A 13,923-nucleotide genomic window follows, 5' to 3' on the forward strand; every position below is an offset into this window, starting at 1 on the left:
AATAGGAAAAAAGGGCCTGCAGCCGAATCTTTATTTATATCCAGACTTTACCAAGAACTTCCTCTTCATGGATGGGATAATGGCTTTATCAGTTAACTTAATTGAGATGGAGGTCATCCTACGTGTCAAAATATACGATATACCCGATGCGGCAACCGGACGATTATGCGGCTGTCGCACCCTTGCTGAATTTGATCTGGTCAGAGCCGACAACCGCTGAACGGCTGCAGCGAGACGAAGAGAGCATTCCCCCAGGCAAGCTGCACTACAATGAGGACGGCGAACTGATGGGATGGGATCGTCCCAAATGGGTCGCGGCAGACGAACACGGGCAAGTGGTCGGTTACGCGATGGCCTGGCGAGCGCCTTGGACGGAGCCCGGAGCCTTAAGTCATACGCTTGTCGTTCACCCGAAACATCGCGGGGTTGGAGTTGGAGCGGCCTTATTCGATACGCTTCATCAATGGGCTAACGAGGTCAGGGCTTCACGATTAATTGACTACATGAGGGAAACAGACGAGAGATCACTTGCTTTTGCGGAACGCCGAGGCTACGTCAAGGAGCGCCACACGTTTGAATCCGTGCTGGACTTGGCATCGTTCGATGGCGGTTCGCTGCACGAAGCGATAAACCAAGCGGAGCAGACGGGGATTCGCTTCATTACGTTAGCGGATGAGCCAGGGGATGCTAGCGAGAACAAGCTGTATGAGCTGTATAAAATCACTCATCCGGATATACCCGGCTACTCCGGCAGTTTTCCATGGTTCGAAGAGTGGAAAAAATGGACTATCACGCAATCCGGTGTACGCCCGGAGTGGATTCATATCGCCAAGGACGGCGATCGTTACATTGGCGTTGTCACCCTCCAGCAGAACGAACAAACACGGGCGATGTATCACGAGTTTACAGGTGTGCTGTCGGAATACAGGGGCCGACGCATCGCACTTGCTTTGAAGCTGCTCGGCATACAAACGGCGACGGCATGCGGTGTTCCTTATTTAAGAACACACAACGATTCCATGAACGCCCCGATGCTGCGAATAAACCGTGATCTGCTCGGTTTCCGCGCGGAAGCCGGGAGTTATAAGATGGTGTGCGAGCTCAAGTGAGGAACCACGCTACTTCATGCTGCCACTCAAACAAAAAGCGCATTCACCCCATATAGTGAATGCGCTTTACGTTCATATGATCACCCATGAACCCTTAACTTCTTCTTGATTTTTGCTGCGAGCAATTCAAGCAAGATAGCGAATGCCAGGATGAGATACGTGATAGCTCCGATTTCCCTCACATCATAATAAAAGGAACTGGCCATGAACATATCGAATCCGATACCCCCTGCTCCAGCAGCTGCACCCATTGCCAGAGCGACTGCGAAGTTAATCTCAAATCGCATAAATGTCCATGAGATCAAATAGGAGACGGACGATGGCAGCACAGCCTGAAATACGATTTGCCACCAATTGGCGCCGCTCGCTTTCAAGGCTTCAATGACCCCTTTGTCCAGTTCCTCGAACGATTCCGAGTACGCTTTGACGAGATAGCTGATGGAGTGGAAAGTCATGCCGATGACAGCCGCGACGCTCCCAAGTCCAGCGGCAACAGCAAAAATTAAAACCCATAGAACGGTTGGAACCGCGCGAATAAAAGCGACTCCAGCTTTAATGACGATAGATAGTCTAGGATTGGATAAATTGCGAGCTGCCAACAAGCCGAGGAACAGGGCGATGATCGAGCCGAACAACGTCGTCAGGAATGCAAGCCCCAGTGTAATGGTCAACTGTTTAATGGCCTCAAAGAAGGTAATATGTTGAAAAAGCGGTTGAAAAAACATGGTTTTAACCGTTTGAGCCGTTAAAGAGGCGGCTTCTACTAGGTTAATATCCTTATAGTCAAAAGTAACAAATGCAAAAACCGTCAATAGAGCCAGAGCAATTAATGTCAGTCGGATCACAAAAGACTGTTTGTTAAAAGGTTTCTTGGGACTCACACTCTTGATGCCAGTCCAGCTGGTGTCTTTGTTAGAGACAGCTTTCAACGATTCTTGAAGGTCCATTTTACAAAATCACCCTCCTAACATACGTAGAAACCGATTCGATAGCAAAAATCGCAAGGACGATAACGATAACGACCAGGGAGGCAGAGCTGTAATTTAGGCCTTTGTAATATAAGCTGAAAAGAAAGCCTATGCCGGTCCCCGTCAAGATGCCGATTAATGTGGCCTGACGAATGTTGGTTTCCACCATGAATAGAACCCAGCTGAGCAATTGCGGAATACTGGCAGGAATGACGGATTGAAAAATGATGGGAAAATAACCTGCCCCCGTCGACCTTAAGGCTTCGACAGAGCTGTTGCTTACTTCATCGATGGATTCCATGAATGCTCTTGTTAGAAATCCGAATGAGCCGAAAAAGAGTGCGAAATATCCGGTAAGTACATTTTGCCCGAAAGAAATTAACAAAATCATGGACCAAGCAGCCACATCAATGTTGCGAAACAACGTTGCGATTGAACGGCTTACAAAGCTGAAAACTCCGCCGACACCTGTCGTATGGGAACCTGCAATGGCGAACAACAAGGCAAATACGGCTGCAACGGCGGTTGACGCTATAGACACAAGAATGGTCTCAGACAAACTGCTAATGATAGCGGGAAGCCGCTTCATCGCTTTTTCATTGGGATAAAAATTGGTGGCCGCCCATTCGGCTGCTTTCGGTATAGAAGTAAAACCTTTGATGACGTTATAGTCTGTAACTATGATAGCGATTAGCGTGATGACCAACAGGAAAGCACAGAAGAGCAGCGTGTTCATGCGCTTTTTGGCAAAAAAGTTATCCCGCATATTTGCCCTCCAGCTCCAGCTCTTCCGCATGCTCTTCGAGCTCCGCGCCGTAAATCAGGGAAAGCTGATCACGTTTAATCTGTTTCGGGGAACCATCGTAGACGATAGCTCCTTTGTTCACACCAAGGATTCGATCCGAATACTTAAGCGCTGCATCCACCTGATGCAGGTTAACAATGACCGTGATGCCCATATTGGTAGAGATCGTACGCAAGTAATCCATAATAACTTTGGAGGCATTCGGGTCCAAGGAAGCAATCGGCTCGTCGCACAGCAGCATCTTCGGATTCTGCACGAGTGCGCGGGCAATGCCAACTCTTTGCTTTTGCCCACCGCTTAACTGGTCACAACGCTTGTACACCTGATCTTCCAACCCGAGAATACTCAGAATGTCAAAAGCCTGCTTTTTCTCTTCCTTGGAATAAAGCCCCAGAACTCCCTCTAACGTTGACTTGTAGCCAAGACGTCCATGCAGGACGTTCTCGACTACGGTCAGCCTGTTCACCAAATTGTAATGCTGGAACACCATACCCATTTGCGTTCTCAGCCGTTTCAATTCGTGCTTCTTGAAATTCATAATGTTCGCGCCATCAAAAATGATTTCTCCGCTGCTTGCGTCGATCATCCGATTAATACAGCGAAGGAGAGTTGACTTACCTGCTCCGGAAGGTCCGATAATTGAGAGGAACTCCCCTTCCTTCACAGTGAAATTAACATCTGATAACGCTCTTGTATCCGCACCGTACTGTTTAGAGACCATCTTGAATTCCAGTAACGTTGTCATGGTTGCTCCCTTAATCCATTAGTTGATTCGTGATTACATTAGTTGTTGGACAGCATTCTAACCGGACCGAAAAAGGCATCATCTACAGGCAGGAATTTCTCTTTGCCTGATTTTTGTTTGAATACGCCGGCATCTTTGGAGTCTTTAGGCAAGAAGATTTTCGGGTTTTTCGTTACAGCGTCGGATGTTAAAGCATCCTTCAATTTTTTCACATCATCCGCGCTGACTGTGCTTGTGTTAATAGCAAGCGGGGAGTTCAATACCGGCGTTACGGAAATGAGACTAAACTCTTTACCCACTTGTGTGTTAAACGGTTCCGCTGCTCCTTGTTTCACTTTGTACACTGCTCCTGGTGTGTTGGCCGTTCCAGAGCTCACTTCCACATAGTTAGCCACGCAAGTATCACAGAAAGCAGCAACGTCAGCTTTACCTGTTAACAAATTGACAGCCGCTCCTTGATGAGTGCCTCCGAAAAGAACTTCACTGAAGAACTTGTCTTTGCCACCTTGAAGCAGATCATCAACCGTTAACTTCTTATACTGGTCTTGTTTGCTGAAATAGTTAACGATTCCGGCAGACGGCACTTTAAATCCGGATGTAGAAGAGTTCGATACGAAGGAGAACTTTTTGCCGGCGATTTTATCGATGGCAAATCCGTTGCCGTTTTTATAGGCAGCCTCATCACCTTTACGTACGCCTAACCAGCTATAGTAAACAGCGTCTTCCAATGTGCCTGACTCACCGCTCGGAACAACCAGAGGCTGAACCTTGTTATTTTTTGCATTAGCTTCAACGTAACCTTGTGGTCCCATATAAGCTAAATCAGCACCACCGCTAGCAATAGCTTCAATCGCAATGATGTAATCTGTAGTTGTCTTGTGCTCGACTTTTTTACCCGTTGCTGCTGCTACAGCTTTTCCTATTTCTTCACGTGCATCTTTCAACTCGGCCCCGGATTCATTCGGATACCAGGCAATCGTGATGGTGTCTTTTGTTTTGACAGGCGCTGCTGCACCCTTGGAATCCCCTGCTGCTTTTGTACCGCAACCTGCTGCCACGGCAACTAAAGATAAAGAAATGATGAGTGTTAATATTTTTTTCATTTGAAAAAATCCTCCTATTATTCCTATTTTATCCTAGGTTACCGCACAATTGTTTTCAGAATATTCTGTCTACTTTAAGAGATTGTAAACTTGTCTTTCTTCTCTGCTGTATAAAATCGGCCATCCCTGATCTGATACTCCCGGTCACACAGATTGTCCATGAATTCCAGGTCATGAAAAATACCAAGCATCGTAGTGCCTTGCTTCATCAACTGCTCGATCAATTGTTTCACTTTCAGTTTGGAGCCGTGATCAAGGCTCGCCGTCGGCTCATCGAGCAGAAGCAATCTTGGGCGCTTAACCATCGCTCTCGCAATATTTAACCGCAGCTTCTCGCCCCCGGAAAAAGTAGCGGGATAGCTGTCCCACAGGCTGCCGTCAAGCTCGAAATGCTCCAGCATCTTGATTGTCTCCGCCTCCGCATACTGAGCGTCATCGCCCATCTCCACGATGGCATTGTGGACCAGCTCCCGAGCTGTCGTACGCGGCATGACGCTAAGAAATTGCGACACATAGCCAATTTCGTGTTTGCGCAGCTCGATGATCGTTCGTTCCGGAGCGGCAGCCAGGTCAATGCGACCGAACCTGTCCGAGTTGTACCAAATATGTCCCGCATGAGGCAGATAGGTACGGTAAATACATTTTAGAACGGTGGATTTCCCACTTCCGCTTTTTCCGGTAATCCCTACGAATTCGCCTTCTTTCAGAAACAAGCTCACATCTTCAATCGCAGAAATTTGTTTGTTTAAATTATGCAGGGTAAAAGATTTGGACAACTGTTCTATCGACAGCAAATTTTCCATGCCATCACCTCCTGTTAGATCCTGTAGTTCGTTTTCTGAATCAGCTTTCCGTCTACCAAGACGGTGGTCACAACTGGGAAATCATCCGGCTCCAATCGCTCGATGATCAGCAGATCTGCCTTCTTTCCTTCCCGGACGGAACCATATTCCGCATCAATGTTAACCGCCTGCGCCGGATGAAGGGTCACGAGTTTGAACATATCGACCAGGTTCTGCCTGTTCGGTCCTGCCAGTTGGAACACAGCGTGAAGCATTGCTGCCGGGTAATAGTCACTGCATAGAATATCGATGCAGCCATCTTCAATAGCTTCAGCTGCAGATAAGTTGCCGCTATGCGAGCCGCCAAGAATGACATTGGGAGCGCCGGCTACGGTATGCAAACCTTTCTCTTTCGCTTTGCGGGCGATGTCGAGCGTGATTGGGAATTCGCTGATGGCGGTGCCGAAGCTCTTCACCAAGTCCAATTTCTCTACCGAATCATCATCGTGCGAGGCAATGGCGATGTTGTGCGCTCTAGCCATTTCGGCGATTTTCCGAATCGCGTCTACCGTCATTTTCTCTTTGGTCTGGTGGTTGGCGATCAACACGGCGATGTTCTCATCGGACATTGTGTCGTAACCGAGAACCGTCTTTTTGTACACTTCGAGATCCCTGTATTGCCCTTGTCCAGGCGTGTGATCCATGAAAGAGACCAAGTGAACCTTCTCTTCCTCAATGTAGCTCTTCAAGTTATCGATCTGATCCAAATTATCGATCTCGAATCTGGCATGGAAGCGATGGCGAATCAAATGCTTGCTGTTATGCGTGCTATCGATCAAATCGATGAGCTTCCGTACATTTTCAGGCTCCCGAATCGGACGGTACTTGTAATCAACGGATTTGAAAATGGACAAAGAATGGTACATCGTCGTAATGCCATGAGAAATAAGCTCTTTCTCTGTTTCGCGCAAACCAATTTTAAAATCGATAAGTGAAGTCGGCCTAGGTGCCGTCATATGCTCAATGTAATCGGAGTGAATGTCAATCATCCCTGGAGTCACGTAACCTCCGCCTGCATCGATGACTTCTATGCCGCTCACTTCCGCAATTTCACCTTTGGGGGCAATTCTGGCGATCCGCCCGTCTTGGACTAATAGATCATAACCCTCCAAAAGCGCTTCTTCCGTAATAATGATGCCGTTCGTTAGTAGATACATCATAAAGACCTCCACTTAGGGGATTCGTTATAACAGGGAATGAACCAACTGTTGTGTATACGCATGTTGTGGATCTTCCAGGATTTGGTCCGTCAGGCCCTGTTCAACGACACGGCCATCCAGCATCACCATCGTTCGATCTGCCAGCATTCGGATCACGCCAAGATCATGTGACACTAGCAGCATGCTGATCTTCAGCTCTCTTTGCAGGTGCTTGATTAAATCCAACACATTGGCCTGTACGGATAAATCAAGTCCGGTTGTCACTTCGTCCAGCAATAAAATCGGCGGGTTATTCGACAACGCTTTGGCAATTTGAACACGCTGCTGCATACCGCCGGAGAAATTTTTCGGTGCTTCCTTCATCCGATAAACGGGAATATGAACCTGCTCCAGCAGCTCGCTTCCCCGGGACTCCATGGCGCTGACGGAACGATTTCCTGCTGCGATCATTTTTTCCGCAATATTACCGATCGAGGAGAAGTTCATCCGGAGGCCCATAACCGGATTTTGATACACCTTGCCCATGAGATGATTGCGTATGTGCTTCTTCTGTTGGGATGATTCCTGAAAAAGGTTGCTCTCGCCATCTTTGTAGGGCTGAAGGAAAGCCTCGCCTCCGGACACTTCCTGATCGAAGTACAGACATCTCATCAATGTCGATTTGCCGCTGCCGCTTTCGCCTACAATCCCAAGGACCTCGCCGGGGTATAGATCGAAAGTGATGTCCTGGCACGAATAGACGGTACCGCAAGCCCGGCAATAATTTCTCTCCAACTGTCTGGTTTCCGGGTTGCTGCATGCTTCACAGCCTGAACCGAATTGTTTATTTAAATGATTAACACTCAAAATAGGGGTTGCAATTTCTCCCATCCTCATGTCACCTCTTCCTCTTTAGAGCGATTATGGATTCATTCGTTCTAAGCAATAACTTGTATCATTACACTGATAAAAGGTTTCATCTGTTTCGGCGTCATAGAGCTCATCCATAAAGACATCTTGAGCTCCGCATTGCCGGCAGCTTTGACCTGGGAATGACTCCGGTTCGAAAGGAACATCGTCAAACGCCAAGGAAACCACTTGCGTATACGGTGGAACGGCATAGATTTTTTTCTCGCGTCCCGCACCCAGTAAAATTAAAGCTTCGGAGTAGTTCATCTTCGGATTGTCGAACTTCGGAATCGGGCTTGGCGCCATGACATAGCGGTCATGCACCATCACCGGATGATCCGCACCCGTAGATACGCTGCCGTATTTCATAATTTGCTCGAATAGCATCAACCAAGCTCCGCTATAATCTTTTTCGCCGTGCAGGCGTTTGGTTTCCAATTCACTGGATTCATACATCCGGAGCGGCTCCGGCATTGGAACTTGCAGCACGAGGATTTGCCCTGCATCCAGCGGGACTTCCGGAATACGGTGCCTGGATTGGATTAGCGTAGCATCCTGCGTTGCGTCTACCGTAGGAACACCCGTTGTTTTGTCGATCAACTTCTTGATGCTGACGGCATTCACCGATTCATCCGATCCTTGATCGATTACTTTCAGCACGTCGCTTTTCCCGATTAAGGACAACGTCAGCTGTAACCCCCCTGTTCCCCAACCACGTCCGATTGGCAATTCACGGGAAGCGAAGGGGACCTGATAACCCGGAATCGCGATCGCTTTCAGCGTAGCCCGGCGGATCTCTCTCTTGGACCCTTCATCCAAAAACGCAAAGTTATATTGGATTCGCATCTGCCTTACACCTCCTGGCCTTTGCCCACTGGGGTTTTTCTCGTCTTACGAACATCGTTAAGCTTCGCTTGGAATGTAACATAGTGCGGCATTTTCAAGTGAGAAATAAAGCCTGTTGATTCGACCGAATCGATATGGAAAAGGACAAACTCCTCATTTTGCGTAGGAATCGACTTGTCGCCTTTTTCGAGGCTTTTATCCAAAATGCTCATCGCAATGGCCTTCGTTTCATTTTGTCCGTAACAGAGACCGTATCCGAATTCGAGCTGCAGCTCTTTCCTGCCATTCTCCTTCTCAACCGTCGCTGGCACGAGCATTTCTACCTCAGTTACCTTGATATCACCGATAAAATAAGCATCATCCTCTTCATCGGACTGCGTGAGCGGGCTATCGATATATACAGGAAGCTCCCCGACGCGCAGCTCTCCAACTGTAGGATGGACCATGCCATAACCACGAATGACCGCATAAGCCAGTGAAGTAACGGCCCCCGTTTGACCTCTTGTCAAAATTTGCAGTTTCTCGCTCCGTGTTGCCGGAAACGTAAGACTTGTCCGAGTCACATCATCCGGTTCGGTTGGATCCATTGGACACTCGGCAATGAGCCCTTCTTTCCTCAGGTAATCCAACACTTTGGGAAATCGTCCGTCGTTTGTATCGGTCATCTCTTGAGCCGTAATCTCTTCCGCTTTACGGTACTCTTCCAACCATTGCGCCACGGTTTCTTCTGTCTCATCGACGAGGTCGAAGTCCAAAAGCCTATGTGAGTAATCCATGGAAGCTCCTAGAATTTGCCCACCGGGAATATCCTTGAACGAAGCGGAAATTCGTCTTTCCACCCGCATCTCCTCCGAGTGCACAGTTCTGGAGTAATGCTTCCGAGGCAGCGTAGAACGATAGGCACGAAGCAGGAAAACCGCTTCCTCCGGGTTACCTTCCGCCTGCTTAATTGCTAGGGCTGCAAGTTGTTCGCTGTACATGCTGCTTTCTGACATGACCTGATCAACGAGCCCTCTCATTCCGGCTTCGATCGCAGGCACATCCAACACCTTGCCCTGCCGTAATCGTTCATACTGGATTCGCTGCAAGGATTGTTCAATTGCGCGTGTTCCACCTTTTACCGCTACATATCCCATCGTTTAGACTTCCTCCTTCGTGACCTGAGTTGTCCTAGGCAATGCCAGCATACCGTGGGAAGCATCTGTAAAAATCAGATCCAGCCCAAGTGGAAACTCAGCATTTCGTTCAGCACGAATGGCCATCCACTCGTCAGCTATCTGTATCTCCGCTTTAACGGTCGTTCGAATCCCGGGACCGCTCAAAAGAAGCTTCGTTCCGCCGGATAAACCATTCGTTTCGATAATGATCGTCGCTGAGCTGTGCGGGTCCTGAAGCTCCCCGATTTTGGCCGTTTCCAACGCTCGAAGCAATTCCGATGGCTTAGCATCGCTAAGGATGAAGATGAAATCCGCTTGCTCCAGCTCAACCTCTTTAGCATACGTAGACTGACTAAGCGCCAGGGCCATCTCCTTTTCCCGCTTAGATACCACCTTGAAAGTCACTTCCGTATCAAGCAGCATTCGAGCTGCTATATACGTTGCAGGCAGATAACCTTGTAATGGTTCCAGTTTTCCTGCTTCTTCCGAAAGGTCTGAAATTGTCCCCGGCTTTGACATAGAGTCAATTAACTTTCTATACGCAGTTTGGATGTCGTGCACCATATCCAGCATCATCGGTTAAACTCCTTTCAATCTGTGTCCATCGTTTCAAAATCTACCTTCGTTCGTAAAACACTTTTGTGCTGCACTTGTCGTCTTGCCGCTAATTGTTCGCCTTCCGACTGGAGTAGAGCTGTCCAAGCCTCTGTCTCCTTCAAGCCGGCTCCATATGCCGCATCGATAACAGCCAGCTCGTACGCTTTCTTCGGCTCATCACCTTTCAATATCCCAATCCCCACTGTGCCTTCGACGCGCACCTTACATTCCGTTACCAGCACCTCGCCCAAGTAAAACAAGCTTTTTTGTGCAGTCTCCCTTACTTTCACCATAACCAGTCCATGATTCGGCTCTTCGATTAAAGCAACAGGATAGCGGCTTTCAATCTCATTAGCCAAAGCAGCAGCGAGCTGGGGCGAACCGTTAATCAGCATTTCCGTTCTTTGCTTCCGATTCATGTCTAAGCCTCCTTCTTCCTTATGCAAAACAACTTCACATCATCCACAATGTGCAAACCGGCTTTACGTCACACACAATAGTGCAAACCATTCTCACATCACACACAATATCTTGTTGCCAGGTTGGCGGCTGTTAAGTTTGTGTAAAAAGCAATTTCAAATAACATAAGAAAACAAATCCCCACGATACATCGTTTTACTGTATTCCAAAGTTCGGCCAGACTCGCTGTCCTTGCACTCGCATTCTAGAACCAGCAATGGAATCAAGCTGGAACAGGCGAGAAGCTCCCTTTCATATTTGGAAGGATGCGTTAAACGAAGTGTTGACTCTGTAGATTGAAAATTCTTGTAGCCATGATCTTTGTAATAGCTAAACATCGAAGTAATATCCTTACCCGAGCTTTCTATATCAGGGAAGACAGAATCAGCAACATAGGAAATATGCAGCGCAATCGGTCTACCGTCGATGATGCGAAGACGGCCAATCTTATAGACACGATCCGTTTCCTCTACGCCAAGAGTCTCATATATTTTGTGATTGAATTCAATCGACTCGCAAAAAATATTCCTCGACTCGTATTGATAACCGAGCTCAACCATTTTCTGGCTGAAGCTTTTATTGGCGGAAAGCACCAGGGGGATTCGCAGGTTTCTATCCTGCACGAAGCTTCCTTTTCCCTGTTTGGAGTAAATGTAGCCGAGCTCCTGAAGCCGTTCATAGGCTTTACGAGCCGTGATACGTGGAACCTTGAACCAATCTGCGATTTCATTCTCGGATGGCAGTTTATCGTCAGGCTCATACTTCCCCGATTGAATCATCTGGATGAGATGGTCCATGATATCCGTTTCTTCAAACATGCTTGCCGCCTCCCTCTTCAATTACGCGTATTTCTTGACGAAACTCGTGATATCGTTCAATTCAAGAAACCTTTCTTGAATGAGTTCACGGGGCCAATCCCACCAAGCAATTTGAAACAACGCATCAATAATTTCCTGAGAAAATCTTTGCTTGATCGGTCTCGCAGGCACACCTACTACGACCGTATACGGAGCGACATCCCTCGTAACAATAGCACCTGAACCGACAACAGCTCCTGTACCAATGTGGACACCTTTCATTACCGTTGCTCCATGTCCGATCCAAACATCATGTCCGATCGTGACACGATTGCCTCTGCGCCAGTTAAAAATCTCCTCGTCATTCGTCTCACTGAGTCCATAAGAAGCTCCCCGGTACGTCATGTGATGCTGCGTCACTCGATCCATGGGGTGATCCACGGGATTGATACAAACGTGTGAGGCAATGGACGTAAATTTGCCAACCTCTGTATAATTGATGGTCACATCATCCATCGTATAGGTATAGTCACCGATTCGGGACTCAATAATATGATTCGTTGGTCCGATGGACGTCCACTCTCCAGCAAAACTGTTCGTAACATGACTGCTGGCGTGAACCCTTGGCTCGGATGATAATGGAAGGCTGGTATGAGTTTGATGAATCGGCTTCATATCAAATCATCTCCTTGTTGGAAAGTGCTTGTTTACGTTCACGCAGCTCGTTCACTACATGCAGGCCAGGGGATTTACTTCCCAATTGCACGTCTTTTTCGCCATAAATTCCATGAAAATCAGAGCCACCGCTCATCACCAGGTTGTACTGCAAGGCGTACTCATGAGCTCTTCGCTCATCTTCTTGATTGTGCAGCGGATGCCACACCTCGATGCCTTGAAGACCTGCTTCCACCAAATCCGGAACCAATTCAAAGCTTCTATATTGCCCCGGATGCGCCAACACAGGTACTCCACCTGCCTGTAAAATAACCCTAACGGCTTCACAAGCATCTACATATTCTGTCGGGATGTAGGCAATACCCGGCTGTTCACCGTTTTGACCGCGAGAAAACAACTTTTTATATAAATCGCCATAGATCGTTGTTGTATAACCCTGCTCTATCAGGGCATGCATAATATGCTGCTTGTAGATACCCGTTCCGCCTTCTGCATGCTTCATCACATCGTCCAATGTAATTGAGTACCCTGCCTGGATCAGTCTATCAATCGCTGTAAGGCAGCCTTGGTGACGTCTTTCCAGCAGTGGACTGCATAACGTTTCAATCGCAGCGTTTCCTGGTTCAATAAAGTAACCAAGAATATGAACCCTTCTCTTTCTTGCAAAATCATAACCTGAGATTTCTATGCCAGGAATGATCTCTACGCCTTTCTCCTGCCCGGTATGAACCATTTGCTGAAGATCACGGGTTGTATCATGATTCGTGACCGCCAAATGGCCGATACCTTCTTGAATAGCAAGAACCAATATTTCATCAAATGTGAAAGAACCATCTGATAGTCTTGTATGGCAATGCAATTCTACTTTCATAGAATCATCCTCCTTGAAAAAACAATGTGGAAATCGTTGTTAATTCCGTGTATTTTCTTGCTTTTATTTTGTTCTATATATCAATTCTAACTTGATGCCAAGTTCTTAGGGTCAATGCTGTGTAATCGCCAGGTTAAGAAATTGTAAGGAAATAAAAAAAGGACCTAGCGGGAGGCTAGATCCTGGATTAGTTCGGATATGGGAAGGACTAAGAATTAGGAAGGACTACGAACACTAGGAAGGACTAAAACACTATAGAATTATGGGAATGAGACTATACACTCACTCAAGGGAACTGGCGTCCGCTATTTGGAGAAAAACGAGTAGTTTTCCTTTTGAGCGGAACTACAGGCTCTTATTTGTCCTCCGTGCTGTTTTTTCAGTTGATATCAGCAATATAGAGGACCGTAGTTCCCCTTGCCTGTGAAATACATGTCTTTTCAGTGAAATAACGACCTGTAGTTCCTCAAAGGCTTTAAAACATATGCGGACTTGGCAAATTAACTGTAAAAAGATCAGGTAATGATGCTCTGCTGCTCTTGAGGTTGTTGGTTTTGATGTAGTTTCTGCAGCTGAGCAAAAATATGCAAAAAAGCCTTTTTGAGATTTCTCTCAAAAAGGCTTTTTCTTCTGTGCTTGGCAACGTTCTACTCTCCCAGAACCCTGCGGTTCAAGTACCATCGACGCTGGAGGGCTTAACGGTCGTGTTCGAGATGGGAACGCGTGGGTCCCCTCCGCCATCATCACCAAACAGTCAAAGCGTGGTTTGCGCCTTGAAAACTAGATACGAAACTTCCGTAAAGGTAAGAATATTTTAGGTTTTCTGGGCCCCGAGAAAGTATTCGGAATCAGCTACAGAGCTTATCTTCACTTTCTTGGGTACATTTGGTTAAGCCCTCGA

15 protein-coding genes and 1 rRNA gene are annotated in these 13,923 nt (G+C 47.3%); 1 reads left to right on the forward strand and 15 read right to left on the reverse strand.

Going from position 1 to position 13,923, the window contains the following annotated elements; genetic code table 11:
• The first annotated feature begins 122 nt into the window (after positions 1 to 122).
• Positions 123 to 1,109: a GNAT family N-acetyltransferase gene (locus tag GON05_RS23245; protein ID WP_157322365.1), complete on the forward strand. Its 987-nt coding sequence runs from the start codon at positions 123 to 125 to the stop codon at positions 1,107 to 1,109.
• Between the two features lie 80 nt (positions 1,110 to 1,189).
• On the opposite strand, the gene GON05_RS23250 is transcribed toward GON05_RS23245, so the two are convergent.
• The 15 genes from GON05_RS23250 to rrf all read right to left on the reverse strand — a co-directional run bounded on the left by GON05_RS23250 (position 1,190) and on the right by rrf (position 13,773).
• On the reverse strand, positions 1,190 to 2,056 hold the full coding sequence (locus GON05_RS23250) for a PhnE/PtxC family ABC transporter permease (RefSeq protein WP_157322366.1): 867 nt from the start codon (positions 2,054 to 2,056) through the stop codon (positions 1,190 to 1,192).
• A 1-nt stretch (position 2,057) separates the two neighbouring features.
• The gene (locus GON05_RS23255) at positions 2,058 to 2,843 is read right to left on the reverse strand and encodes a PhnE/PtxC family ABC transporter permease (protein ID WP_127458448.1); all 786 of its coding nucleotides are present in this window, start codon (positions 2,841 to 2,843) and stop codon (positions 2,058 to 2,060) included.
• Complete coding sequence (phnC, locus tag GON05_RS23260; protein WP_157322367.1) at positions 2,833 to 3,627, reverse strand: phosphonate ABC transporter ATP-binding protein; 795 nt, start codon at positions 3,625 to 3,627, stop codon at positions 2,833 to 2,835. Before phnC ends, GON05_RS23255 begins: the two co-directional genes overlap by 11 nt.
• Before the next feature lie 38 nt (positions 3,628 to 3,665).
• A complete protein-coding gene (locus GON05_RS23265) occupies positions 3,666 to 4,730 on the reverse strand; it encodes a phosphate/phosphite/phosphonate ABC transporter substrate-binding protein (protein ID WP_157322368.1) in 1,065 nt (354 codons plus the stop codon).
• A 74-nt stretch (positions 4,731 to 4,804) separates the two neighbouring features.
• A complete protein-coding gene (locus GON05_RS23270; protein WP_157322370.1) occupies positions 4,805 to 5,533 on the reverse strand; it encodes a phosphonate C-P lyase system protein PhnL in 729 nt (242 codons plus the stop codon).
• Between the two features lie 14 nt (positions 5,534 to 5,547).
• Positions 5,548 to 6,729 (reverse strand): phosphonate metabolism protein PhnM, encoded by a 1,182-nt coding sequence (phnM, locus tag GON05_RS23275; protein ID WP_157322388.1) that lies wholly within the window; start codon positions 6,727 to 6,729, stop codon positions 5,548 to 5,550.
• A 27-nt stretch (positions 6,730 to 6,756) separates the two neighbouring features.
• A complete protein-coding gene (locus GON05_RS23280) occupies positions 6,757 to 7,602 on the reverse strand; it encodes an ATP-binding cassette domain-containing protein (RefSeq protein ID WP_157322371.1) in 846 nt (281 codons plus the stop codon).
• Between the two features lie 30 nt (positions 7,603 to 7,632).
• A complete protein-coding gene (locus GON05_RS23285; protein ID WP_157322373.1) occupies positions 7,633 to 8,466 on the reverse strand; it encodes an alpha-D-ribose 1-methylphosphonate 5-phosphate C-P-lyase PhnJ in 834 nt (277 codons plus the stop codon).
• A gap of 5 nt (positions 8,467 to 8,471) precedes the next feature.
• Positions 8,472 to 9,602: a carbon-phosphorus lyase complex subunit PhnI gene (locus GON05_RS23290; protein ID WP_157322375.1), complete on the reverse strand. Its 1,131-nt coding sequence runs from the start codon at positions 9,600 to 9,602 to the stop codon at positions 8,472 to 8,474.
• A 3-nt stretch (positions 9,603 to 9,605) separates the two neighbouring features.
• Positions 9,606 to 10,199 (reverse strand): phosphonate C-P lyase system protein PhnH, encoded by a 594-nt coding sequence (gene phnH / locus GON05_RS23295; protein ID WP_157322376.1) that lies wholly within the window; start codon positions 10,197 to 10,199, stop codon positions 9,606 to 9,608.
• Between the two features lie 14 nt (positions 10,200 to 10,213).
• Positions 10,214 to 10,639 (reverse strand): phosphonate C-P lyase system protein PhnG, encoded by a 426-nt coding sequence (gene phnG / locus GON05_RS23300; protein ID WP_157322378.1) that lies wholly within the window; start codon positions 10,637 to 10,639, stop codon positions 10,214 to 10,216.
• Between the two features lie 156 nt (positions 10,640 to 10,795).
• Complete coding sequence (locus GON05_RS23305; protein ID WP_157322380.1) at positions 10,796 to 11,497, reverse strand: GntR family transcriptional regulator; 702 nt, start codon at positions 11,495 to 11,497, stop codon at positions 10,796 to 10,798.
• Between the two features lie 21 nt (positions 11,498 to 11,518).
• The gene (locus GON05_RS23310) at positions 11,519 to 12,151 is read right to left on the reverse strand and encodes a DapH/DapD/GlmU-related protein (RefSeq protein WP_157322382.1); all 633 of its coding nucleotides are present in this window, start codon (positions 12,149 to 12,151) and stop codon (positions 11,519 to 11,521) included.
• 1 nt (position 12,152) lies between these two features.
• Positions 12,153 to 13,022, reverse strand: a complete 870-nt coding sequence (locus tag GON05_RS23315; RefSeq protein ID WP_157322383.1) for a PHP domain-containing protein — start codon at positions 13,020 to 13,022, stop codon at positions 12,153 to 12,155.
• Positions 13,023 to 13,656: 634 nt separating this feature from the next.
• Positions 13,657 to 13,773: ribosomal RNA gene (gene rrf / locus GON05_RS23320) — 5S ribosomal RNA — on the reverse strand.
• Positions 13,774 to 13,923: the final 150 nt, after the last annotated feature.

Source organism: Paenibacillus anseongensis, from assembly GCF_009757995.1.
Classification (GTDB): Bacteria; Bacillota; Bacilli; order Paenibacillales; family NBRC-103111; genus Paenibacillus_E; species Paenibacillus_E chondroitinus.